This window comes from Bradyrhizobium sp. BR2003 (genome assembly GCF_009720285.1).
Lineage (GTDB): Bacteria > Pseudomonadota > Alphaproteobacteria > Rhizobiales > Xanthobacteraceae > Bradyrhizobium > Bradyrhizobium elkanii.
The window spans coordinates 454,288-476,858 of sequence record NZ_SMYJ01000026.1 but is presented as its reverse complement, the minus strand read 5'-3'; the positions used below and the strand labels follow the sequence as shown (position 1 = coordinate 476,858).

Genomic DNA, 22,571 nt, shown 5'->3' with positions numbered 1-22,571 from the left:
CCGGCCCCTCGCGCCGCCGATCGGGGATAAAATCGTCCGAAATGTCGCGATTTGCGGCATGACAGCGATGCAACGGCGCCGCTTGATCCCGGTGCGCAGGATCGGGTTGTGCGATGACAAGCCCTACAGCCAGCCTGCGCGTCGGAATTGCCAGAAGAGGGCGCCGCACACGGTCAAGATCAGGCCCATCACGGCGAAATAGCCGTACTCCCATTGCAGCTCAGGCATGTTCTTGAAGTTCATGCCATAGATGCCGGCAATCGCGGTCGGCACCGCAACAATGGCAAGCCAGGAGGCGAGTTTCTTGGAGATCGCCGTTTCCTGCGCCTGACCGACCAGCAGGCTTGCTTCAAATGCAAAGGCAAGCACCTCACGCAGCGAGTCAATCCGCTCCTGGATGGTGCGGACGTGGTCGGTGACGTCGCGGAACAGGGGACGCGTCGTGTCGCGCACCATCGGCAGGTTATCGCGCTCGAGTCTGCGGCAGACCTCCACCAGCGGTCCTACCGCGTTGCGCAGCCTCAGCAGGTCACGTCGCAGCAGATAAAGCCGCTCGATTTGAGCGCGTGTCATCGCGCTCGCCAGCACCTCCGCCTCCATCGTCTCGACCTCCTCCTGGATCGTCTCGAGCACGGGCGAGTAGTTGTCGACGATGAAATCGAGAATGGCATAGAGGATGTAGTCTTCGCCGCGAGCAAGGGCGCGCGGGCAGCTCTCACAGCGCTCGCGGACCGGCGTATAGGATGTCGAGGCGCCGTGTCGCACCGAGACGATGTATCCCTCGCCGACGAACAGATGCGTCTCGCCGAACGCGATGCTTTCGCCGTCGAGTTGCGCGGTGCGCGCCACGATAAACAACGCATCGCCATATTGTTCGATCTTCGGCCGCTGATGCGCATGATCCGCATCCTCGATCGCGAGATCGTGCAGCTGGAACTGCCGCTGCAGGCTGCTCAGCAACGTCATGTCGGGTTCATGCAGGCCGATCCAGACAACGTGATCCGGCTTGCTGCGCCAATTCGCAGCCTCGTCGATCGCGATATCGGCGACGCGTCGTCCCTCGACATAGACGCCTGCCGCGATTACGCCATCAGAGTGGACCGGCCCGGCGGTTGCGACAGTTGGCGATACGAGGTCCATGGTCTCCACCCTCGGTTATCGAACCCGCTTGACGCTATTCGTTGCCGAAAGGCTAGCACTGAACGGGTCCCGGTCAACACAGGCAGGGACGTTGCGTTCCGGATCGTGGGGATGGAGCGGCCCGAGCCGATCGCCGGTTGGCGACCCCTATACGGCTCCTATACCGCACCGCGGCGTGCCCTCTCGAATTCCTACGCCCTTCCCCGCATCTTTTGCCGCGACGCGGTGCGCTCGCGCGCGCCGCCAAACGGGAAGGTGGCACATGACCTTGCTCCATTACCACGATGCCCGGCCGCACGGTTCGGCCGGCGCCATGCCCTTGATGCTGCGGCGGACCGTCAGGCGGATCGGCCTCGTCTTCAGGACTGTTCACCGCGCGATCGCCGCCGCCAAGATCCATCGGCTGCGCAATGAGCTGCTGCTGCATCGCGGCCACGAGGATTGGGCGCGGACCCATCTCAATGTCGGCATGCTCGGCGGCGACGCCGAGAGATATCCGCGGGCGCCGGTCGTGCTCGGCGAGAAGTGGGACTACTGAGATGCACGCGGCTTCATTCCTCGGTGCCCTGCTGCGCCGCGCCGCAGGAGGGCTGCTCACATTCCTCGCCTGGATCGGCGAGGAGCCGATCAGCGGCTACCGGCCAGAGGCGCATTACATGCGCGGTCCGGGACCTGCGTGGCGGGCCAAGCATCACAGGAGCTAGGGTCCTGGTTCACGTCGCTTCACGTCGCGGCGCCAGATGATCGAGCAGGTTCATCGGGAGCGGGAAGACCACGGTCGAGGAGCGCTCGCCGGCAATGTCGTGCAGCGCCGCGAAGTAGCGCAGCTGCATCGCCTGCGGCTCCTGGGCGAGGATCCGGCCGGCCTCGACCAGCTTCTCGGCGGCCTGCTGCTCGCCCATCGCGTTGATCACCTTGGCGCGCCGCAGCCGTTCCGCCTCGGCCTGCTTGGCGATCGCCCGCACCATCGTCTCGTTGATATCGATATCCTTGATCTCGACCGCGGTGACCTTGATGCCCCAGACGTCGGTCTGCTTGTCGAGGGTCTCCTGGATATCGGCGTTGAGCCGGTCGCGTTCCGCCAGCATCTCGTCGAGCTCGTGCTTGCCGAGCACCGAGCGCAGTGTGGTTTGCGCAAGCTGGCTGGTCGCGGCCATGTAGTCGCTGACCTTGATGATGGCGCGCTCGGCATCGACGATGCGGAAGTAGAGCACGGCGTTGACCTTGACCGAAACGTTGTCGCGCGAAATCACGTCCTGAGGCGGCACCACCTGCACCACCACCCTGAGATCGACCTTCACCAGCTGCTGCACCACCGGAATCAGGATGATGAGCCCCGGGCCCTTCACCCCGGTGAAACGGCCGAGCGTGAAGATGACGCCGCGCTCGTATTCGCGCAGCACGCGCACCGCCTGGGTCAGAAAGATGACCAACAGCAGCGCGATCGCCGCATAGGTGAAATAATCAAGCATCATGCTGTGCCTCCTTCGCCGGCGGATGCCGGCGCACGCCGCACGACCAGCGTCAAATCGATGATGTTGGCGACCTCGACCGTGTCACCCGCCGTGAACGTCTCGGTGCTGCGCGCTTGCCAGCGTTCGCCGTTGGTGAAGACGTGACCCGTGGTCTCGGACCAGTCGAGCACCTCGGCCGATAGCCCGCGCATGGCTTGCGCACCGATCCGCGCCGGGCCCTTGCGCGCGCGGCGGAGCGCGCCGAGCACGACGAGAATGAGCCCGGTGAACATCGCGGCCACGATGCCGATGACCGGCCATGACAGCCGGTATCCGGGCGCCTCGATCCGAAACAGCATGGCTGCTCCAAGCACGAAGGCGACCATTCCTCCGAGGCCGATCACGACGGTCGGATTGAAGGCTTCGATTGCGAGCAGCGCGATCCCGACCAGCATCAGGGCGAAGCCGGCGTAGTTGATCGGCAGCATGTTGAGCGCGTAGAGACCGAGCAGCAGGCAGATCGTCCCGACAACCCCCGGCGCCACGGCACCGGGCGACATGAACTCGAAGATCAGGCCGTAGATGCCGACCATCAGGAGAATGAATGCGATGTTGGGGTCGGTGATGACCGCAAGCACGCGCGCGATCCAGGTGGGATCGATGGCCTCGATCGCGGCGTCCCTGGTCGCCAAGCGTTGCGTCTTGCCGCCGGGGAGCTCGATGGTCCGGCCGTCGACCTGCCTGAGCAGGTCGGCCGGATCGCGCGCGGTGAGATCAATGACGTTGGCCTGCAGCGCAGCGTTGGCGGAGAGGGTAGCGGCATCGCGCACCGCCTTCTCGGCCCAGTCGGCATTGCGGCCACGCAATTCGGCGAGGCTGCGGATGAAGGCAACGGCATCATTCGTCGCCTTCGCCGTCATGGCATCCTTGGTTTCGGACGGATGGCCGCCGTCCTTCTGGTCCTTGCCGCCCTTGTCCGGGGTGCTGCCCGGCAGCCCCGGTATCGGGCCGCCAATCTGCACCGGCGTCGCGGCGCCGATATTGGTGCCGGGCGCCATGGCCGCGAGATGGGTCGCATAGAGGATATAGGTCCCGGCGCTCGCGGCATGGGCGCCGGAGGGCGCAACATAGCCGACCACGGGAACGGGCGAGGCCAGCACGTCGGCGATGATGTCACGCATGCTGGTGCTGAGGCCGCCCGGCGTATTCAAACGCAGGATGACAATTTCGGCGTGACGCTCGGCGGCCTTGGCCAGGCCGTCCTTGACGTAGCTGGCCGCCGCCGGCCCGATTGCCCCGTCAATTGAAATGGTCAGGGCAAGATGGCTGTTGTCCGCGGCCGGACCGGGACGGATGGAGACAACCAGAGCGACCAGGATGGTCGCAACAACGAGGGCCGCCTTGAAGGTAGTGTGCACGGCAAGCACTCCCTTGCCGTGGATATGGGGCGCCGTTTCGGAACCTCAAGTTGGCGCGGTGTCACGGACCCGCATTGTGCATTGCGATGGCTTATGTCGGGTCAGCAAATCTCAATGCGCGGCTGCGAGGTACTCGTCGGCAAGCTCAGCCATCGCCTGCGAGACCTCGGCCTTTGCCGACCCGTTCAATTGCACGATCGGCAGCCGCGTCGCCGGCTGCATGAATCCCAGCAGCGCCAGCGCGAACTTCAATGCGGCGGGATGCTCGCGCTCCAGCAGAGTCGCAAGCGGCACCAGCCGCTGGTGCAACTCCCGCGCCTGATACAACCGTCCCTCGCGGAAATGCCTGTGAACGGCCACATACAGATCGGGCGCGACGTTGGTCACGGCCGAGATGCAGCCATCGCCACCGGCGGCGAGCCAGGCCAGCGAGGAGGCGTCGTCGCCGGTCAGCATCCGGAATGTCGCCGGCAGGCGCGAGCGCAGGCGCGCCAGCCGGGCAACGTCACCGCTGCCGTCGCGCAACCCCACGAAGCGGGGCGATGCGGCGAGCTCGAGCAGCGTCTCGTCGATAAGGCCCTTCACCGTGCGTGACGGAATGTCGTGCAGGATGACAGGCAGGGTGGTGGCCGCGGCGACGGCGAGGAAATGCGCCGCCGTGCCCCGTGGCATCGGTTTGTTGTAATACGGCACGACCGACATGACGGCGTCGGCGCCGGCCGCTTCCACGGCCCGGGCCAGCGTGACGGCATGATCGGTCGCATTCGATCCGGCGCCAGCGATGATGCGAACCCGCTTCCGCGCGACGCCGGCGGCGATGCCAACCAGCTGCGCGCGTTCCGCGGGCTCCAACGTCGCGCTTTCACCGGCGGTCTCGCCGACCACCAGCGCGGTGGCACCCGCCGCGATCTGGCGCTCGCACAGCCGGCCGAACGCGTCCGCGTCGATTTCGCCCCGAAGGCTGAAGGGGGTCGGAAGATCGGGGATGAAGCCCGACAGCCATGCGGCCTTGTCGGCTTTCGCAACCGCTTGCCAAGTCATGGGAGCGGCTCACGCCGCGCGGCTTGCGGGGAAGCTCGCGGTCTCGCCGCGCATATCGAGCTCGATCTCACGCGACAGCTCGACGATCATTTCGGGATGCTGGCCGTTCTCGAACAGCGCATATTTGACGGCCTGGGCGCGGTTGACGAACAGGCCGCCATAGAGGCCGTTCTGTTGCTGGGCGACCCACTGGCCGCGATGGTTGCGGCCGATGAAGACGATGCTGGACGCTGCGCTACACGAGGGAGGCTCGACGAGTTTCACGGTGGGTGTCCTTCTTTTTGTTTCTGGCGCGTTTTCCTCACGCGAACCGGCATCCGGATCGCTCGAAAACGCTTCAGTCACGGTCACGCGATCAATGTCTGATTTGCCGGATATGAAATCGAGCGCGTGCAAGCAGCGACTTCATAGGAGCGGCATAGGATTTGTGGGGTGATTTCAGAGGCGCTGGACGATACCGGTGCCGAGCGCGCACAGCGCGACGTAGGCGGTCATCTCGTCCCAGTGGTTGAGGTTCGCGGCAAACGGCATTTCGCGCCTGGCGATCCCGGCAAAGGCGCAGATCACGGCCGACATCCACAACAGCGTGACGAGGCCCTTGCCGAAGCCGACGCCGGCGAACACGGCAAAGCCGATCATGATGGCAAGCCGGAAGCCGAACCGGACCATGACCTGGACCGACTGCAGCTGCCGCGGCAGTTGTTTGGTGTCCACGGCTGCGCCGCCTTCAGCCGATATTGTCGACGAACAGCGGCTCGTACAGCGCGCGCGTGTCGCGACCGACGGTCGGCACGCTGGTTCGGCTATCGGGCGTGGAGATCCGCTGCGCCTCGACGAAGGCGCTGAGGATCGCGAGCGCAAGATCGGCATGGCGGGACTCGATCGACTGGTCGAGCCAATCCGGCAGCTCGCGTTCGCGCGACAACGCGCAGTGCCACTCGCCCTCGTCATAGACCAGACGGCGGATCTGCCATTGCGGCAGTTCCAGATCGAGCAGTGCGATCGCGGCGTCGGTCCAGGCGCCTGACTGGATCAGCCGCTCGACCCGGGCGCTCTTGCCACTCTGTCCGACCGAGGGAAAGCGCCGGCAGGTCTGGCTGATGATGTCGGCCATGAACTCGGCGGTGACGGCATAGGCGTCGCGCAGCCGTTCGCCAAGGTCGGCGGAGGTATTTTGGGATAGTACTGACATGACGTCATCCCGTCGAAGGCGCGGCCCAAGAAGGTGAAGCTCAAGGGATTGGCCGCACGTCCAAAATGGCCGGACAGCCATTTGAAAACGAGATGAGGCGAGTGATGGAGATATAGGGATTCCATAAAGATGGAACGAACCTAACTATTTTCCATCGAGAGGCGAGGCGGGTTTGATCTTGGTCAAACACACGGTCGTTTCCTGCTCGCGCAAGAAGAGAGTGCACTGGGCCTTTATAGGATTCCTATAACGTCCTTATTCACCACCTCTCGAAAACCTATGCCCCGGATGGCACCTCACCAGTATCTGGCGCGGAGCGTTTATAAGATCGCCCCGCGCCCTGTGACGCATAGGAGTCTCACATGATGGACATTCTCATGGCGGCGCTCGTGATCGGCCTGTTCGCAGCCGGCATCGGCTACGCCTACGCCTGCGAACGGCTCTAAGGGAGGCGGCGATGATCTTCGACTATTCGCTCGCCGGCCTCGTCTCGCTCGGCCTGCTGTTCTACCTCACTTACGCATTGTTGCGGCCCGAACGCTTCTAGGCGGCCCGTGATGTCAGCGCTTTGCACAATTCTGTTAGCCGACGCGATGCTGACCGGGCTGTTGGTCGGCTTGTTGGCGTCGATGCTGCGCTTCGCTCCCATTCGAAAGGTTTGACGCAATGACCGTCATCGGCTGGATTCAAATTATTCTGTTTTGCGCGATCGTTGCCGCGCTGGTCAAACCGCTCGGCTGGTACATGACCCGCGTGTTCAATGGCGAGCGCACCTTCCTGTCACCCGTGCTGCGCCCGGTCGAGCGCGGTATCTACTGGGTCGGCGGCGTCGACGAGCGGCGCGAGCAGCACTGGCTGACCTATACGGTCGCCATGCTGCTGTTCCATGTCGGCGGCTTCGCCATCATCTATGGCCTGATGCGGCTGCAGGCGGTGCTGCCGTTCAACCCGGCCGGGCAGTCGGCGGTTGCCGAGGACCTCTCCTTCAACACCGCGATCTCCTTCATCACCAACACCAACTGGCAGAACTACGGCGGCGAGAGCACGCTGTCCTATCTGGTCCAGATGGTCGGTCTGACCCATCAGAACTTCCTGTCGGCGGCGACCGGCATCGCGCTCGCGGTGGCGTTGATCCGCGGCTTCTCGCGCGCGTCGATGCGCACGATCGGCAATTTCTGGGTCGACGTCACGCGCTGTACGCTCTACGTCCTGCTGCCGATCTGCATCGTCTATGCGCTGTTCCTGGTCTGGCAGGGCATGCCGCAGACGTTCGGCGCCTATGTCGACGCCACGACGCTGGAGGGCGGCAAGCAGACCATCGCGCTCGGGCCGGTGGCCTCGCAGGTCGCGATCAAGATGCTGGGCACCAATGGCGGCGGCTTCTTCAATGCCAATGCCGCGCACCCCTTCGAAAACCCGACCGCGCTATCGAATTTAGTGCAGATGATCTCGATCTTCGCGCTCGGCGCCGCGCTGACCAACGTGTTCGGCCGCATGGTCGGCAACGAGCGCCAGGGCTGGGCGATCTTCGCCGTGATGGGCGTGCTGTTCCTTGCCGGCGTCACCGTCACCTACTGGGCGGAAGCCAACGGCACCACGGCGCTGCACGCGCTTGGTCTCACCGGCGGCAACATGGAGGGCAAGGAGGTCCGCTTCGGCATCGTCGCGTCCTCGCTGTTCGCCGTGATCACCACCGCCGCCTCCTGCGGCGCGGTCAACGCGATGCATGACAGCTTCACCGCGCTCGGCGGCATGATCCCGCTGATCAACATGCAGCTCGGCGAAATTATCGTCGGCGGCGTCGGCGCCGGCCTTTACGGCATGCTGCTGTTCGTCGTGCTGGCGATCTTCGTCGCCGGCCTGATGGTCGGCCGCACCCCGGAATATGTCGGCAAGAAGATCGAGGCCCGCGAGGTCAAGATGGCGATGCTGGCGATCCTGGTGCTGCCGCTGATGTATCTCGGCTGGACCGCGGTTGCGGTCGTCTATCCGACGGCAGTTGCCTCGATGGCCAACGCAGGACCGCATGGCTTCACCGAGGTACTCTACGCCTTCACCTCGCAGACGGGCAATAACGGCTCGGCCTTCGCGGGCCTCACCGGCAACACATTATTCTACAACCTCGCTGGTGCCTGCGCCATGTTTGTCGGCCGGTTTTTCATGATTGTCCCGGCGATGGCGATTGCGGGCTCGCTTGCGGAGAAGAAGTCCCATCCGCCGTCCGCCGGCACATTCCCGACGACGGGCGGGCTGTTTGTCGGCCTCGTTGTCGGCGTGATCCTGATCATCGGCGGCCTGACCTTCTTCCCGGCGCTGGCGCTCGGACCGATTGTCGAGCAGCTCGCCAGCAACGCCAATACCCTGTTCTGATCGAATTTGACTGGAGTGACATCCATGGAAACCATGAAACTGCAGAAGCAGGTGAAGGCGTCGACCATGCTCGACCCGAAGATCCTGGTGCCGGCGATCACGTCGGCCTTCGTCAAGCTCGATCCCCGGCTGATGGTGAAGAACCCCGTCATGTTCGTGGTCGAGGTAGTCGCGGCGCTGACATCAGTGATCTTCCTGCGCGATCTCGTCACCGGCGGCGCCAATCTCGGCTTCACCTTCCAGATCATCCTGTGGCTCTGGTTCACGGTGCTGTTCGCCAACTTCGCCGAGGCCGTCGCCGAGGGCCGCGGCAAGGCCCAGGCGGAATCGCTGAAGAAGACCCGCACCGAGAGCCAGGCCAAGCTGATGACCGGCACTGACCGGACCTATCGCATGGTGCCCGGCACCTCGTTGAAGGTCGGCGACATCGTGCTCGTCGAGGCCGGCGACAACATCCCGTCCGACGGCGAGGTAATCGAAGGTGTGGCCTCGGTCAACGAAGCCGCGATCACGGGTGAATCCGCGCCTGTGATCCGCGAGTCCGGCGGCGATCGTTCCGCGGTCACCGGTGGCACCCAGGTGCTGTCGGACTGGATCCGCGTCCGCATCACCGCGGCCCAGGGATCGACCTTCATCGACCGCATGATCAAGCTGGTGGAGGGCGCCGAGCGGCAGAAGACGCCGAACGAGATTGCGCTCAACATCCTGCTGGCAGGCCTCACCATCATCTTCGTGTTCGCCACGGTGACGATCCCGAGCTATGCGGCCTATGCCGGCGGCTCGATCTCGGTCGTGGTGCTGGTGGCGCTGTTTGTGACGCTGATCCCGACCACGATCGGCGCGCTATTGTCGGCGATCGGCATCGCCGGCATGGACCGCCTGGTGCGCTTCAACGTGCTGGCGATGTCCGGCCGCGCGGTGGAAGCCGCCGGCGACGTCGATACGCTGCTGCTGGACAAGACCGGCACCATCACGCTCGGCAACCGCCAGGCGACCGCGTTCCGGCCGATTCGCGGCGTTTCCGAGCAGGAATTGGCGGACGCGGCGCAACTCGCCTCGCTCGCCGATGAGACGCCTGAGGGCCGTTCGATCGTGGTGCTCGCAAAGGAGAAATACGGCATCCGCGGTCGCGAGATGCATGAGCTCGCCGCAACCTTCGTGCCGTTCACGGCGCAAACCCGCATGAGCGGCATCGATGCCGGCTCGTCGTCGGTCCGCAAGGGCGCGGTGGACGCGATCCTAAGTTATGTCGAAGGCGGTGAGCCCCGCACCGTTGCCTCCGGCAACGTCGTCCGCTCGATCCAGACGACGATGGGCGCCGAAGCACGCGAGATCCAGTCGAGCGCCGACGAGATCGCCAAGGCCGGCGGCACGCCGCTGGCGGTGGCCAAGGACGGCAAACTGCTCGGCGTCGTGCATCTCAAGGATATCGTCAAGGGCGGCATCCGCGAGCGCTTCGCCGAGCTGCGCCGCATGGGTATCCGCACCGTGATGATCACCGGCGACAACCCGATGACCGCGGCCGCGATCGCGGCCGAGGCCGGCGTCGACGACTTCCTTGCGCAGGCGACACCCGAGGACAAGCTCAAGCTGATCCGCGACGAGCAGTCCAAGGGCAAACTGGTCGCAATGTGCGGCGACGGCACCAACGATGCGCCCGCGCTCGCGCAAGCCGACGTCGGCGTCGCCATGAACACCGGCACGCAGGCGGCCCGCGAGGCCGGCAACATGGTCGACCTCGATTCCAACCCGACCAAGCTGATCGAGGTGGTCGAGATCGGCAAGCAGCTGCTGATGACCCGCGGTGCGCTGACCACGTTCTCGATCGCCAACGACGTCGCGAAGTATTTTGCGATCATCCCGGCGATGTTCCTCGCGTTCTATCCGCAGCTCCAGGTGCTGAACGTCATGCACCTGGCAAGCCCGCAGAGCGCGATCCTGTCGGCGATCATCTTCAACGCGCTGATCATCATCGCGCTGATCCCGCTGGCGCTGAAGGGGGTCAAGTATCGCGCGGTCGGTGCCGGCGCGCTGCTCAGCCGCAACCTGATGATCTACGGCTTGGGCGGCATCATCATCCCGTTCATCGGCATCAAGGCGATCGACCTCATCGTCGCCGCCTTGGGCCTGGCTTAAGGAGCCGCAATCATGTTGAGAGAAATCCGCCCCGCCATCCTCGTGCTGGTCCTGCTGACCGCGATCACCGGCCTTGCCTATCCGCTCGCCATCACCGGGATCGCCGACGTCGTCTTTCCGCGGCAGGCGCAAGGCAGCCTGATCGAGCAGGACGGCAGGGTGATCGGCTCCGCCCTGATCGGGCAGGAGTTCAAGGAGGATAAGTACTTCCACGGCCGGCCGTCGGCGACGGTCGCGCCCGATCCGAACGATTCCTCCAAGACCGTGCCGGCGCCCTACAACGCGGCCAATTCCGGCGGCTCCAACCTCGGCCCGACCAGCAAGGCGCTCAACGACCGGGTCAAGGAGGACGTCGAGAAGCTGAAGGCGGAGAATCCGACCGCCAGCGTACCGGTCGATCTCGTGACCACGTCGGCCAGCGGGCTCGATCCGGACATCTCGCCGGACGCCGCACTGTTCCAGGTGCCGCGGGTCGCCAAGGCGCGGAGCATGTCCGAGGACGCGGTGCGCCAGCTGGTGACGCAGAATACCCAAGGCCGCTTCGCCGGCGTGCTCGGTGAGCCCCGCGTTAACGTTCTTGCGCTCAACCTGGCGCTTGACGCGGCAAAGCCGAAATAGGGGAGTAGGCCCGCTCTCGCAGGATGACTATATTGCGGTATGGCCAATCAGCGTGACCCCGAAAAAAGACCCTCGCCGGACGCGCTGCTGGAGGCGGCGCGCCGGGAGACCGATCGGTCGGGGCGGCTGAAGATCTTCATCGGCGCCGCTCCCGGCGTCGGCAAGACCTACGAGATGCTCACGAGCGCCCACGCCCGCCTCAGGGCGGGCGTCGACGTCGTGGTCGGCGTCGTCGAAACCCACGGCCGGGCGGAGACCGAGGCGCTGCTGAAGGGGCTCGAGGTGATACCGCGGAAGCGGCTGGCCTATCGCGACCAGACTCTCGAGGAGATGGATCTCGACGCCCTGATCGCGCGGCGGCCACAACTCGCGCTGGTCGACGAGCTCGCCCATACCAACGCGCCGGGCAGCCGGCATCCCAAGCGCTATCTCGACGTCGAGGAACTGCTGTCGCACGGCATCGACGTCTACACCGCGATCAACATCCAGCACATCGAGAGCCTCAACGACGTCGTCGCGCAAATCACCCATGTGCGGGTGCGCGAGACCGTCCCCGACTCGGTGGTCGATCGTGCCGATGCGATCGAGCTGATCGACCTCACGCCCGACGACCTGATCCAGCGGCTGAAGGAGGGCAAGGTCTACGTGCCCAAGCAGGCCGAGCGGGCGCTGGAGCACTATTTCTCGCCCGGCAATCTGACCGCGCTGCGCGAGCTGGCGCTGCGCCGCACCGCCGAGCGGGTCGACGAGCAGCTGCTCACCCACATGCAGGCCAATGCCATCCAGGGGCCCTGGGCCGCTGGCGAGCGCATCCTGGTGTGTCTCAGCGAGGATCCGCGCGCGGCCGGCCTCGTGCGCTACACCAAGCGGCTGGCCGACCGGCTGCACGCGCAATGGACCGCGGTCAGCATCGAGACGCGGCGCAGCCTGCAACTTTCCGACGAGCAGCGCGACCGGCTGGCCGACACCATGCGGCTCGCGGAATCGCTCGGCGGCGAGGCGCTGACGCTTCCCGGCGTCGGCCGCCGCATCGCCGACGACGTCATCAATTTCGCCCAGGCCAACAACGTCACCCAGATCATCATCGGCAAGTCGACGCGCTCGCGCTGGTTCGAGCTGACGCATGGATCCGTGGTGCACGATCTGGTGCGCCGTGCCGGCAATATCAGCGTCAACGTGATCGCCGGCGACGAGCTGCCGGTCGGCAAGGCGGCGGTGCAGACCGCGCAGCGGCAGGAGCCGTTCAATCCGCGGCCCTATCTGATGGCGCTGCTGCTGGCGGCGCTCGGGCTCGTCGCGGCCAAGCTGATCCAGCCGTTCTTCGGCATCGAGAATGTCGACCTCGTCTTCCTGACCGCCGTGGTCGGCGCCGCGGCGCGCTACGGCCTCGGGCCGTCGCTGCTGGCGAGCGTCGCGGCCTCGCTGTGCTACAATTTCTTCTTCCTGCCGCCGGTCTATACCTTCACCATCACCGACCCGACCAATGTCGCGGCGTTCTTCTTCTTCATGCTGATCGCGCTTCTGGTCTCCAACGTCGCGGCGCGGGTGCGCACGCAGGCCGACACCGCGATCAGCCGGGTCCGCACCACCGAATCGCTCTACGCCTTCAGCCGCAAGCTCGCCGGCACCGCGACGCTGGACGACGTGCTGTGGGCGACCGCCTACCAGACCGCGCTGATGCTCAAGGTGCGCGTCGTGCTGCTGCTGCCGGAGGACGGCATGCTGACCGTCAAGAGCGGCTATCCGCCGGAGGATCAGCTCGACCAGGCCGATCTCGCCGCCGCCAACTGGGCCTGGGGCAACGATCGCCCGGCCGGCCGCGGCTCCGACACGCTGCCGGGGGGGAAACGGCTGTTCCTGCCGATGCGCACCGGCCGCGGTCCGATCGGGGTGATCGGCATCGACGACGACCGCACCGGGCCCTTGCTGACGCCGGACCAGCGCCGGCTGCTCGACGCGCTGGTCGACCAGGGCGCGCTGGCGATCGAGCGCGTGCTGCTGGTCGAGGACATGGACCGCGTCAAGCGCACGGTGGAATCCGACCGGCTGCGCGGCGCGCTCCTGACCTCGATCTCGCACGACCTCAAGACGCCGCTGGCCTCGGTGCTCGGCTCGGCCTCGACGCTGCGCGATCTCGGCGCCAACCTGAGCGATGCCCAGAAGCACGATCTGCTCGCAACCGTGATCGACGAGTCCGAACGGTTGAATCGCTTTATCGCCAATCTGCTCGACATGACCAAGCTGGAATCCGGCGCGATCGTGCCGAACACGGCGCGGCACGATGTCGGCGAGATCGTCGGCAGCGCGCTGCGCCGGGCGAGCAAGATCCTGGTGCATCACCGGGTGTCGCTGGAGCTCGCGGCCGACCTGCCGATGCTGGGGCTCGACGCCGTGCTGTTCGAGCAGGTGCTGTTCAACCTGCTCGACAACGCCGCCAAATACGCCCCGTCGGACACCACGATCTCGATCCGCGGCGCCCGCGATCGCGACGCGATCGCGCTGCAGATCCTCGACGAAGGCAACGGGATTCCCGCGGCCGAGCTCGAAAGTGTGTTCGACAAATTCTATCGCGCCGAGAAGGGCGACCATGTCCGCCCCGGCACCGGCCTCGGGCTCGCGATCTCGCGCGGCTTCGTCGAGGCGATGCACGGCACGATCGCGGCAGCCAACCGCGCCGACCGCAGCGGCGCCGTCATCACCATCCGCCTGCCGATCCCCGCCGATACCAACGCGCTGGACACTGCTGCATGAACGCCACGCCGATCAAGGTCCTGGTCATCGACGACGAACCGCCGATCCGCAAGCTGCTGCGGATGGGGCTGAGCACGCAGGGCTACGACATTCTCGAAGCCTCCAACGGCAAGATCGCGCTGGAGATGCTGGCCGAGGGGCCGGCGCTGATCATCCTCGACCTCGGCTTACCCGACATCCAGGGCCACGATCTCCTGCGCATGATCCGCGGCCGCAACGAGAGCGTGCCGATCGTGGTGCTGTCGAGCCGCGGCGACGAGGCCGGCAAGGTGCAGGCGCTCGACCTCGGTGCCGACGACTATCTGACCAAGCCGTTCGGCATGGACGAATTGCTGGCGCGGCTGCGCGCGGCGCTGCGCCACCAGCTGCAGGTGCAGGGCGAGCGGCCGGTGTTCCGCTCCGGCGATCTCTCGGTCGACCTGGTGCGCCGGATCGTCAAGGTCGGCGACAGGGAGATCAAGCTGTCGCCGAAGGAATATGACCTGTTGCGCGTGCTGGTCCAGCATGCCGGCAAGGTGCTGACTCACCGCTTCCTCTTGAAGGAATTGTGGGACGAGCTGACCGACGCGCAATATCTGCGGGTCTATGTGCGCCAGCTTCGCCAGAAGATCGAGGCGGACCCGGAGCGTCCGCAATTCGTGCTGACCGAGACCGGCATCGGCTATCGGCTACGCGCGGCGGACTAGCTTCGGAACTTTCGCTCCCATCGAGGCTTGTTTTCCGTTACCGGGAGAGAAGCCATGGCAAGAAAATACTCGCGGAAGGCATCAAGCGATGTCGAGCGTGTGATGAAGAAGCGCAAGGCCGGGACGCTGCGCAGCGGCCGCTCCAAGAAGAAGGTGAAGAGCCGCAAGCAGGCAATCGCGATCGGCCTGTCCGAGGCGCGCGCCAAGGGCCGCAAGGTGCCGAAGAAATCGTCCAAGAAGGCCGCGAAGAAGCGCAAGACGGCCAAGAAGCGCAAGACTGCGAAGAAGCGGTAGGCGCGCTTGCTGCCTACCTCTGTCATGGCCGGGCTTGACCCCCGGCCATCGACGTATTTCTCGCCAACTGGATGGATGCCCGGGTCAAGCCCGGGCATGACGAGGGGAGGATGGATCAACTAGCCTTCCGCGACCGCGCACTGGACCGGTGCGCCTTCTTGGCGGCACGGCGGTGCGAGGTCGGGCGGCGTGCGGAAGAGCCGGCTCGCCTTGCACCGCGCTTTCCGCCTTTGAGGCTCTGCTGCAGCGCGTCCATCAGGCTCACGACGTTGCTTGGCTTCTCCTCGCGCTCGGCGGCCCTGATCGGCTTGCCGGCCGCCTTGCGGCGGACCAGGGCCTTCAGCGCGGTCTCATACTCGTCCTTGAATTTCGACGGGTCGAAATGAGCGGCCTTGCTGTCAAGGATATGGCCGGCGAGCTCGATCATGTCTTTCGTGACCTTCGGGCTCTTGATGTCGTCGAAATAATCGTCGGCGTCGCGCAGCTCGTAGGGATAGCGCAAGGTGGTGCCGAGCATGCCCTTGTCGAGCGGCTCGATCGCGATCACATGCTCGCGGTTGGTCAGCACGATCCGCGCCAGCGCGACGCGGTCCTGATCCTTCATGGCATCGCGGATCACCGCGAACGCGTCGACGCCGGCCTTGCCGTCGGGCCTGATGTAATAGGGGTGGTCGAGATAGCGCTTGTCGATCTCGCCCTCGGGCACGAAGCTGTCGATGTCGATGGTATGGTTGCTCTCGATCTGGACCGCCTCGAGCTCATCCTTCTCGATCTCGACATATTTGCCCTTGCTGACCTCGTAGCCGCGGCCCTTCTGATCGCCCTCGACAACGTCGCCGGTCTCGGTATCGACCATCTGCTGCTTCAGCCGGTTGCCGGTCTCCCGGTTGATCATGTGGAAGCGGGTCTTCTCGACCGCGGTCGAGGCCGGGTAGAGCGCCACCGGGCATGACACCAGCGAGAGCTTGAGCGTGCCTTTCCAGTAGGCGCGGGGAGCGGCCATGATCGCCTCCAAACAGCTTGAGTTTGGAACTTGAACGGATACCGTGGGTTTTGGTTCCCAATGGCCGCACGGAGGCGGCGGCCGTCGTTTGCGCCGGGGTTTGCCGAGGTTTGTTGTGTCGCTGAGAAACCTGTCCACCTATCGCAAGAAGCGTGACTTCGAGAAGACCAGCGAGCCGTCGGGCGACGTCAAGGTCGCACCCAGCAAGCAGCGGCGCTTCGTCATCCAGAAGCACGACGCGACGCGGCTGCATTACGATCTGCGGCTCGAATTCGACGGCGTCTTCAAGTCCTGGGCGGTGACGCGCGGGCCGTCGCTCGATCCGCATGACAAGCGGCTGGCGGTGGAGGTCGAGGATCATCCGCTCGACTATGGCGATTTCGAGGGCACCATTCCCGAAGGCCAGTATGGCGGCGGCACGGTGCAGCTGTGGGATCGCGGGACCTGGGAATCGGACGATCCCGAGCGCGGCTTCAGGAAGGGCGACCTGAAGTTCACGCTCGAGGGCGACAAGCTGCACGGCAGCTGGGTGCTGGTGCGGATGAAGGGCGACCGCTTTGGCGGCAAGCGCACCAACTGGCTCCTGATCAAGCACCGCGACGAATTTGCCGTTGACGGCAACGGCGAGCAGATCCTCAACGAGGACCGTTCGGTCGCCTCCGGACGCTCGATGGCGCAGATCGCGGCCGGCAAGGGCCGGGCGCCGAAGCCGTTCATGCTGGCCAAGGGCAACGGCAAGGCCAAAGCGGACGCGGTCTGGCAGTCCAACCATGGCATGGCTGCGGACGCGCGCGCCAGGACCAAGGCGCCGGCGCCCAAGGAGCGGCTGAAAGTGGCGCGGCAGGCGAAACCAAAACAGATGGCGGAGATGCCCGATTTCGTCGCGCCGCAGCTCTGCGCCGCGGTCGAGTCTCCGCCCAATGGCACGGGCTGGTGCCACGAGATCAAGTTCGACGGCTATCGCGTGCAGCTCCGCGTCGAAGACGGCGAGGCCGTGCTGAAGACGCGCAAAGGGCTCGACTGGTCCGCCAAGTTCGACGCGATCGTGAAGGAGGCGGAGAAGCTGCCCGACGTGCTGATCGATGGCGAGATCGTCGCGCTCGACAAGAACGGCACGCCGCATTTTTCGACGCTGCAGGCCGCGCTCTCCGACGGCAAGACGGATCGGCTGATCTTCTACGCATTCGACCTGCTGTTCGCCGGCACCGAGGACCTTCGCCCGCTGCCGCTCGCCGAGCGCAAGACGCGGCTGAAGCAATTGCTCGCGGCGCGCAAGGGCAAGAACCTCCTGATCCGCTATGTCGAACATTTCGAGGAGCGTGGCGAGGCGGTGCTGGAATCCGCGCGCAAGCTCGGCCTCGAAGGCATCGTCTCCAAGCGGCTCGGCGGTGCCTACCGTTCCAGCCGCTCCGACGACTGGACCAAGGCAAAGATCCGCGCCGGCCATGAGGTGGTGCTCGGCGGCTGGAAGACCACCAACGGCAAATTCCGCTCGCTGATGGCGGGCATCTATCGCGGCGATCATCTGGCATTTGTCGGCATCGTCGGCACCGGCTTCGGCCAGGACACGGTCCGCCGCATCATGCCGGCGCTGAAGGCGGCGGAGGCGGACGAGAGCCCGTTCGGCGGCAAGGACGCGCCGAAGAAGACCCGCGACGTGCACTGGCTGAAGCCGGAGCTGGTCGCCGAGATCGAATTCGCCGGCTGGACCGACGCCGGCAATATCCGCCAGGCCGCCTTCAAGGGCCTGCGCCAGGACAAGCCGGCGCATGAAGTCGAGGCCGAGCGGCCGGTTGTAACCAAAGTGGTGAAGCCGATGGCAAAGGGCGTGGCGAAGAAGGGCGTCAGGAAAGCGTCCAGCGAGGTGATGGGTGTCGTCATCTCGCACCCGGACAAGGCGCTGTGGCCTGATGCGGGCGATGGCGAGCCGGTCACCAAGCTCGACCTCGCCAACTATTTCGAAGCGGTCGGCGAATGGATGATTTCCTACCTCAAGGGCCGACCGTGCTCGATCGTGCGCGCCCCCGACGGCATCAAGGGCGAGACCTTCTTCCAGCGTCATGCGATGGCCGGCACATCGAAACTCCTCAAGCTCGCGAAGGTCTCGGGCGACCGCAAACCCTATTTGCAGATCGACCAGATCGAGGGCTTGGCGGCGGTCGCGCAGCTCGGCGGCCTCGAGCTGCATCCCTGGAATTGCGCGCCCGATGCCTATGACACGCCGGGCCGGCTGGTGTTCGATCTCGATCCCGCGCCCGATGTCGCATTCACCGACGTGATCGACGCCGCCAAGGACATGCGGCAACGGCTGACCGCGGTCGGCCTCGAGAGCTTCTGCAAGACCACCGGCGGCAAGGGTCTGCACGTCGTCACACCGCTGCTCGCAGGCAGCAGAGACAAGGTGACGTGGAAGGAGGCCAAGGCGTTCGCGCAGGCAGTCTGCCAGTGGATGGCCCAGGACGATCCCGAGCGCTATCTGATCAACATGTCCAAGGCCAAGCGCACGGGAAAGATCTTCCTGGACTATTTGCGCAACGACAGGATGTCGACGGCGGTCGCGGCGTTGTCGCCGCGGGCGCGTCCGGGAGCGACGGTGTCGATGCCGCTGACCTGGCCGCAGCTGCGCGGTGATCTCGATCCGAAGAAATTCACGCTACGCACCGTGCCGGCCTTGCTCGCCAAGACGAAAGCCTGGGATGGCTACGAGGACGCGGCGTCGTCGATCAAGTCGGCGATGAGGAAGCTCGCGGCGCAGTAGAAACTGTTGGGCAAGCTCGTGCCGCCGGTTTGGTTCGTCATACCCCGCGGAAGCGGGGTATCCAGTACGCCGCGGCCTATCGGTTCAATCGCAAGCGTCTCCGGAATACTGGATCACCCGCTTTCGCGGGTGATGACAGTCGTTGATGTGGATCGGGTACAGTGCCGCCACGCGCTACAATCGTCCCATCAGGAGCAGGATCAGCAGGATCACGATGACCAGACCGAGCCCGCCGCCGCCGTAATAACCGGTGCCGTAAAACGGTCCGCCGCCGATGCCGCTGAAGCCACCAAGCAGCGCAATGACGAGAATGATGAGAATGATCGTTCCAATTGACATCTAGCGTCTCCTCAGCCCCGCGGGCTCGTCTCGTTTCTGCCCTTCGGGAAGGAAAACAACCCGTGACTGTGAAGGTTCCGGAGTTGGCGGTGCGATAAAACTGTGTGGTTCTTCCGTTTGCCTTGGAACAGAACTACATCAACGAAATCCACAGAGGAGTGCATCGCAATGTCGGCGCCGCTGATCGTTTCGATACCCCATAGCCTCGGCCGCGACGAGGCGATGCGCCGCTTGAAAACGGGCCTGTCGCGCGCGACGGCGAACCTGCCGGTGCTGAGCGTCGACGAGGTGCGCTGGGACGATAACCGCATGAGCTTTCGCGTCCGCGCGCTGGGGCAGGTCGCGGCCGGGCATGTCGATGTCGAGGATGCCCATGTGCGCGTCGAGGTGACGCTGCCGTGGCTGCTGCAACGGTTCGCCGAGGTCGCGCAGGCGGCGATCCAGAAGCGCGGGAAATTGCTGCTGACCAAGCGATGACGCAGGACGCTAAAGCATGATCCGGAAAAGTGTGAAGCGGTTTTCTGAAAAGATCATGCTCAAAGCAGCTAAAGCGCGATGAGGATTCAACCCAATCTCATCGCGCCTTAGGCGTGCGAGCGCGCTCGCCTCGAGGTTGGCTTCGACGCCGTTGCGGCCTTGGCCTTTAGCACCGCGACCGGAAGATTGGCGAACAGCGCCGGGAGCTGAATCCTGGTGGCTCCATCCGGGAGTGCATACCCCGTCACGTCGATCTCACCCTCAAAAGCTTCGGGGCGCGGCCAGTTGCGGCCGCCCTGCGTAAACGGGGCGAATGATCTTGCCACCGCAACGATGGCCGCCTCGCGGCCATGGCGCCGCGCGAAGGCAATGACGTGATCGCGGTGCGGGCCGCTGACCGCGAGCGGCACATAGTCGCCGCTGGTGAACACATCGGCCATCTCGTTACGGAGCCGTAGCAGATGCCGCGTCCATGCGAATTTGAGACGGCCGTCGCGCCAGTTTTGCGCCAGTGCGTCCCAATCCGGCGTGTCCAGTGCGGCGAGCATTCCCGCCCGTTCGGCGAAGTCGACCGGGCGGCGGTTGTCCGGATCGACCAGCGAAAGATCCCAGCGTTCGGTGCCCTGGTAGAAATCCGGCACGCCCGGCATGGTTGCCTTCAGCGTGATCTGGCTGAGCGAATTCAGCGCGCCGATCAACGCCGTGCGCTGCGCTAGCGTCCCCAGCGCATCGAGGAACTCTGGCGAGGTCTTGCGATCAAGGATTCGCTCGATAAAGGCTTTTACGCCGGCCTCGTAAGGCTGGTGCGGATTGAGCCAGCTGGTTTCCTGCTTGCCCTCGCGCGCCGCCTTCAACGCGTAGGCCTGGATGCGACCGACGAGCGACGCATCATCGGGATCCCAGGCGCCGAGCAGGGCCTGATACAGCATGTATTCGAACGTCGCCGACGGCGCGCGCATCTCGCCGTCGAGCACGAGGTGCGGCGCATTCAGCACCTTCCAGCGCGCCACCGCGCTGGTCCATTCGCCGGGGATCTCCGCAACCGCCATGATGCGGGCGCGGGCGTCCTCGCCGCGCTTGGTGTCGTGGGTCGCGGTCGCCGTCATGCCGTGCGGCCATTCGCGGGCGCGGGCCTGCATCATGGCGTGGAAGGTCTCGGGCGCGATCGCGCTCGCCGCCGGATCGCCGCCAACCTCGTTGAGCGCGAGCAGCCGGTGATAGCGGTAGAAGGCGGTATCCTCCAGCGACTTCGCCATCATCGGCCCGGTGAATTGCTGCACCTTCAGCGCGAAGCGTCGGACCCGCGGCGCGCCATGCGGCGGCCGGCCGGGCTGCAAAAGGTCCATGGTCAAGGCATCGCGCAGGAAATCAAAGATACCCTCGTCGGCGGCGAACCAATCGGCGCGGGCGCGCTCGATGGTCTCGCTGATCAGCGCGCGGTCATGCCCGGCTGGTCCCGAGGCGGTGAGATAGGTGCGATAGACCGGAAAGTGCAGCACATAGAGCTCGAGCGCCTGCCGCAGACTGTCGCCGGAGAAGTCGCGGGTCGAGTAGTGTCCGCTGGCAATGCGCGCGAGCAGCCGCGCCAGCACGGTGAATTCGCTGGTGAGCAGCGTCTCCAGCACGCGCTGCTTGGCCTCGCGCAACACCGGCGTCAGGTTCGGCGACTGGTTGCTGATCTGGCGCCAGATCTCGTTGAGCGGATCGAGGCCGCGACCGTCGACCAGTGCCTGACTGATCGTGTTCATCCATTCATAGCCGGTGGTCCCGTGAACGCCGCTGAATCTCGGCAGCTTCTCGTCCTCGCCGAGGATCTTCTCGATTACCATGTAGAACGGTCTGGCCTTCGCGCCCTGCGCGGAGCGGATCAGGCGGCGCAGCCGCTGGAAGTACTGCGCGGGATCGCGCAGGCCGTCGATATGGTCGAGCCGCAAGCCCTGCAGCCGGTCCTCGGCGATCAGCCGCTTCACAAGGCTATGGCTCGCCTCGAAGGTGGCGGCGTCCTCGACCCTGAGGCCGGCCAGCGTGTTGACGTCGAAGAAGCGGCGATAGTTGATGTCGCTGGACGCCAGCCGCCAGTGGCCGAGCTTGTAGTGCTGGCGTTCCAGCAAATGATGCAGCGCCAGCGTCTGGGTCGGCCGGTCCTCGCCAGCGCGATAGGCATCGAGGCCGCGTGCGATGATGTCGGCGCCGCCCTCGATCGCCTTCATCGCCGCCTTCAGCGCCGGCGCCTCGAAGCGGTTGGGGTGACGCAGCCCTCTGTATTGCGCGGCGAGATCGAGCATCGCGCGTCCGGCGGTGCTCTGTTCGGCGGCGGCCTCGCGGACGATGGTGCGCAGCACCTCGCCATAGCGCTCCGGCGCGATCGGCAGGCGGTGCTCGAAATACCAGGCCGAGAAGCTGCCTTCGTTCGTGTCATAGCGCAGCTCGATGTTGCCGCGCTCCAGCGCCTGGCCGTAGGACGAGCCGAGGATCGGCAGCAGCACGCCGCCGCGCGCGCGATAGGGCAGCTGGTCCCAGTCGATGTCGAAGGAGACCGCGTGCGGCGACACCGGTCCCCATTCCAGCACGTCGAGCCACCATGGATTATCGGCGAAGTGAACGCCGACATGGTTCGGCACGAAATCCAGGATCAGGCCGAGATCATGGCGCTTCAATGCGTCGCTCAGCCGCGCAAAACCATCCTCGCCACCAAGTTCCGGGTTGAATTTGGTGTGGTCGACGACGTCATAGCCGTGGGTCGAGCCCTTGCGCGCCTTCATGAAGGGCGACGCATAGACATGGCTGATGCCGAGCGCCTTCAGATACGGCGCCACGCCGGCGGCGGCATCGAAGTCGAAATCGGCAGTGAGTTGCAGACGGTAAGTTGCGATCGGGATCGCCGAAGGCATTGT

General features: G+C 65.2%; 21 protein-coding genes. 11 read left to right on the top strand and 10 right to left on the bottom strand.

Annotated features, from left to right (window positions below):
• Positions 1 to 123 precede the first annotated feature (123 nt).
• A complete protein-coding gene (corA, locus tag E2I15_RS21200; protein ID WP_137480328.1) occupies positions 124 to 1,140 on the bottom strand; it encodes a magnesium/cobalt transporter CorA in 1,017 nt (338 codons plus the stop codon).
• Between the two features lie 262 nt (positions 1,141 to 1,402).
• On the opposite strand from corA, the gene E2I15_RS21195 reads away from it, so the two are divergent.
• The gene (locus E2I15_RS21195; protein WP_137480331.1) at positions 1,403 to 1,678 is read left to right on the top strand and encodes a hypothetical protein; all 276 of its coding nucleotides are present in this window, start codon (positions 1,403 to 1,405) and stop codon (positions 1,676 to 1,678) included.
• 1 nt (position 1,679) lies between these two features.
• On the top strand, positions 1,680 to 1,844 hold the full coding sequence (locus tag E2I15_RS21190) for a hypothetical protein (RefSeq protein WP_155262478.1): 165 nt from the start codon (positions 1,680 to 1,682) through the stop codon (positions 1,842 to 1,844).
• Positions 1,845 to 1,853: 9 nt separating this feature from the next.
• Here the strand turns inward: E2I15_RS21190 and E2I15_RS21185 are convergent, their stop codons facing one another.
• The 6 genes from E2I15_RS21185 to E2I15_RS21160 all read right to left on the bottom strand — a co-directional run bounded on the left by E2I15_RS21185 (position 1,854) and on the right by E2I15_RS21160 (position 6,245).
• On the bottom strand, positions 1,854 to 2,615 hold the full coding sequence (locus E2I15_RS21185) for a slipin family protein (protein ID WP_137480333.1): 762 nt from the start codon (positions 2,613 to 2,615) through the stop codon (positions 1,854 to 1,856).
• Positions 2,612 to 4,021 carry an NfeD family protein gene (locus tag E2I15_RS21180; RefSeq protein WP_170991624.1) on the bottom strand — a complete coding sequence of 470 codons (1,410 nt, stop codon included), beginning with the start codon at positions 4,019 to 4,021 and terminating at the stop codon, positions 2,612 to 2,614. Before E2I15_RS21180 ends, E2I15_RS21185 begins: the two co-directional genes overlap by 4 nt.
• Before the next feature lie 102 nt (positions 4,022 to 4,123).
• A complete protein-coding gene (dapA, locus tag E2I15_RS21175; RefSeq protein ID WP_137480336.1) occupies positions 4,124 to 5,053 on the bottom strand; it encodes a 4-hydroxy-tetrahydrodipicolinate synthase in 930 nt (309 codons plus the stop codon).
• Positions 5,054 to 5,062: 9 nt separating this feature from the next.
• On the bottom strand, positions 5,063 to 5,317 hold the full coding sequence (locus E2I15_RS21170; RefSeq protein ID WP_137480618.1) for a hypothetical protein: 255 nt from the start codon (positions 5,315 to 5,317) through the stop codon (positions 5,063 to 5,065).
• A gap of 174 nt (positions 5,318 to 5,491) precedes the next feature.
• Positions 5,492 to 5,767 (bottom strand): hypothetical protein, encoded by a 276-nt coding sequence (locus tag E2I15_RS21165; protein WP_137480338.1) that lies wholly within the window; start codon positions 5,765 to 5,767, stop codon positions 5,492 to 5,494.
• A 13-nt stretch (positions 5,768 to 5,780) separates the two neighbouring features.
• Entirely contained in the window at positions 5,781 to 6,245 is a 465-nt protein-coding gene (locus tag E2I15_RS21160; RefSeq protein ID WP_137480341.1) for a hypothetical protein, read from the bottom strand.
• Between the two features lie 457 nt (positions 6,246 to 6,702).
• Between E2I15_RS21160 and E2I15_RS21155 the strand changes: the two genes are divergently transcribed.
• The 7 genes from E2I15_RS21155 (at position 6,703) to E2I15_RS21125 (ending at position 15,100) form a co-directional block, all read left to right on the top strand.
• Entirely contained in the window at positions 6,703 to 6,792 is a 90-nt protein-coding gene (locus E2I15_RS21155; RefSeq protein ID WP_016846764.1) for a K(+)-transporting ATPase subunit F, read from the top strand.
• 119 nt (positions 6,793 to 6,911) lie between these two features.
• Positions 6,912 to 8,615 carry a potassium-transporting ATPase subunit KdpA gene (gene kdpA, locus E2I15_RS21150; protein WP_137480343.1) on the top strand — a complete coding sequence of 568 codons (1,704 nt, stop codon included), beginning with the start codon at positions 6,912 to 6,914 and terminating at the stop codon, positions 8,613 to 8,615.
• A gap of 24 nt (positions 8,616 to 8,639) precedes the next feature.
• A complete protein-coding gene (gene kdpB / locus E2I15_RS21145) occupies positions 8,640 to 10,751 on the top strand; it encodes a potassium-transporting ATPase subunit KdpB (RefSeq protein WP_137480345.1) in 2,112 nt (703 codons plus the stop codon).
• A gap of 12 nt (positions 10,752 to 10,763) precedes the next feature.
• Positions 10,764 to 11,369: a K(+)-transporting ATPase subunit C gene (locus E2I15_RS21140; RefSeq protein ID WP_137480346.1), complete on the top strand. Its 606-nt coding sequence runs from the start codon at positions 10,764 to 10,766 to the stop codon at positions 11,367 to 11,369.
• Between the two features lie 39 nt (positions 11,370 to 11,408).
• Positions 11,409 to 14,120 (top strand): DUF4118 domain-containing protein, encoded by a 2,712-nt coding sequence (locus tag E2I15_RS21135; RefSeq protein ID WP_137480347.1) that lies wholly within the window; start codon positions 11,409 to 11,411, stop codon positions 14,118 to 14,120.
• Entirely contained in the window at positions 14,117 to 14,806 is a 690-nt protein-coding gene (locus E2I15_RS21130) for a response regulator (RefSeq protein WP_137480349.1), read from the top strand. Before E2I15_RS21135 ends, E2I15_RS21130 begins: the two co-directional genes overlap by 4 nt.
• Before the next feature lie 54 nt (positions 14,807 to 14,860).
• Positions 14,861 to 15,100: a DUF6496 domain-containing protein gene (locus tag E2I15_RS21125; RefSeq protein WP_137480351.1), complete on the top strand. Its 240-nt coding sequence runs from the start codon at positions 14,861 to 14,863 to the stop codon at positions 15,098 to 15,100.
• 115 nt (positions 15,101 to 15,215) lie between these two features.
• Here the strand turns inward: E2I15_RS21125 and ku are convergent, their stop codons facing one another.
• Positions 15,216 to 16,103 (bottom strand): non-homologous end joining protein Ku, encoded by an 888-nt coding sequence (gene ku, locus E2I15_RS21120; RefSeq protein ID WP_137480353.1) that lies wholly within the window; start codon positions 16,101 to 16,103, stop codon positions 15,216 to 15,218.
• A 115-nt stretch (positions 16,104 to 16,218) separates the two neighbouring features.
• Between ku and ligD the strand changes: the two genes are divergently transcribed.
• Positions 16,219 to 18,861, top strand: a complete 2,643-nt coding sequence (gene ligD, locus E2I15_RS21115; protein ID WP_137480355.1) for a DNA ligase D — start codon at positions 16,219 to 16,221, stop codon at positions 18,859 to 18,861.
• A gap of 174 nt (positions 18,862 to 19,035) precedes the next feature.
• Here ligD and E2I15_RS21110 read toward each other — a convergent pair whose 3' ends face one another.
• Entirely contained in the window at positions 19,036 to 19,200 is a 165-nt protein-coding gene (locus E2I15_RS21110; protein ID WP_082190472.1) for a DUF3309 family protein, read from the bottom strand.
• A gap of 168 nt (positions 19,201 to 19,368) precedes the next feature.
• Between E2I15_RS21110 and E2I15_RS21105 the strand changes: the two genes are divergently transcribed.
• On the top strand, positions 19,369 to 19,677 hold the full coding sequence (locus tag E2I15_RS21105) for a polyhydroxyalkanoic acid system family protein (protein WP_137480357.1): 309 nt from the start codon (positions 19,369 to 19,371) through the stop codon (positions 19,675 to 19,677).
• A 107-nt stretch (positions 19,678 to 19,784) separates the two neighbouring features.
• Here E2I15_RS21105 and treY read toward each other — a convergent pair whose 3' ends face one another.
• Positions 19,785 to 22,568 carry a malto-oligosyltrehalose synthase gene (treY, locus tag E2I15_RS21100; RefSeq protein WP_137480359.1) on the bottom strand — a complete coding sequence of 928 codons (2,784 nt, stop codon included), beginning with the start codon at positions 22,566 to 22,568 and terminating at the stop codon, positions 19,785 to 19,787.
• Positions 22,569 to 22,571: the final 3 nt, after the last annotated feature.

Bases quoted from the DNA above. Each gene is read 5' to 3' on its own strand.
- corA (WP_137480328.1), bottom strand. From the start codon at position 1,140: ATGGACCTCGTATCGCCAACTGTCGCAACCGCCGGGCCGGTCCACTCT.
- E2I15_RS21195 (WP_137480331.1), top strand. From the start codon at position 1,403: ATGACCTTGCTCCATTACCACGATGCCCGGCCGCACGGTTCGGCCGGC.
- E2I15_RS21190 (WP_155262478.1), top strand. From the start codon at position 1,680: ATGCACGCGGCTTCATTCCTCGGTGCCCTGCTGCGCCGCGCCGCAGGA.
- E2I15_RS21185 (WP_137480333.1), bottom strand. From the start codon at position 2,615: ATGATGCTTGATTATTTCACCTATGCGGCGATCGCGCTGCTGTTGGTC.
- dapA (WP_137480336.1), bottom strand. From the start codon at position 5,053: ATGACTTGGCAAGCGGTTGCGAAAGCCGACAAGGCCGCATGGCTGTCG.
- E2I15_RS21160 (WP_137480341.1), bottom strand. From the start codon at position 6,245: ATGTCAGTACTATCCCAAAATACCTCCGCCGACCTTGGCGAACGGCTG.
- E2I15_RS21155 (WP_016846764.1), top strand. From the start codon at position 6,703: ATGATCTTCGACTATTCGCTCGCCGGCCTCGTCTCGCTCGGCCTGCTG.
- kdpA (WP_137480343.1), top strand. From the start codon at position 6,912: ATGACCGTCATCGGCTGGATTCAAATTATTCTGTTTTGCGCGATCGTT.
- kdpB (WP_137480345.1), top strand. From the start codon at position 8,640: ATGGAAACCATGAAACTGCAGAAGCAGGTGAAGGCGTCGACCATGCTC.
- E2I15_RS21140 (WP_137480346.1), top strand. From the start codon at position 10,764: ATGTTGAGAGAAATCCGCCCCGCCATCCTCGTGCTGGTCCTGCTGACC.
- E2I15_RS21135 (WP_137480347.1), top strand. From the start codon at position 11,409: ATGGCCAATCAGCGTGACCCCGAAAAAAGACCCTCGCCGGACGCGCTG.
- E2I15_RS21130 (WP_137480349.1), top strand. From the start codon at position 14,117: ATGAACGCCACGCCGATCAAGGTCCTGGTCATCGACGACGAACCGCCG.
- E2I15_RS21125 (WP_137480351.1), top strand. From the start codon at position 14,861: ATGGCAAGAAAATACTCGCGGAAGGCATCAAGCGATGTCGAGCGTGTG.
- ku (WP_137480353.1), bottom strand. From the start codon at position 16,103: ATGGCCGCTCCCCGCGCCTACTGGAAAGGCACGCTCAAGCTCTCGCTG.
- E2I15_RS21110 (WP_082190472.1), bottom strand. From the start codon at position 19,200: ATGTCAATTGGAACGATCATTCTCATCATTCTCGTCATTGCGCTGCTT.
- E2I15_RS21105 (WP_137480357.1), top strand. From the start codon at position 19,369: ATGTCGGCGCCGCTGATCGTTTCGATACCCCATAGCCTCGGCCGCGAC.
- treY (WP_137480359.1), bottom strand. From the start codon at position 22,568: ATGCCTTCGGCGATCCCGATCGCAACTTACCGTCTGCAACTCACTGCC.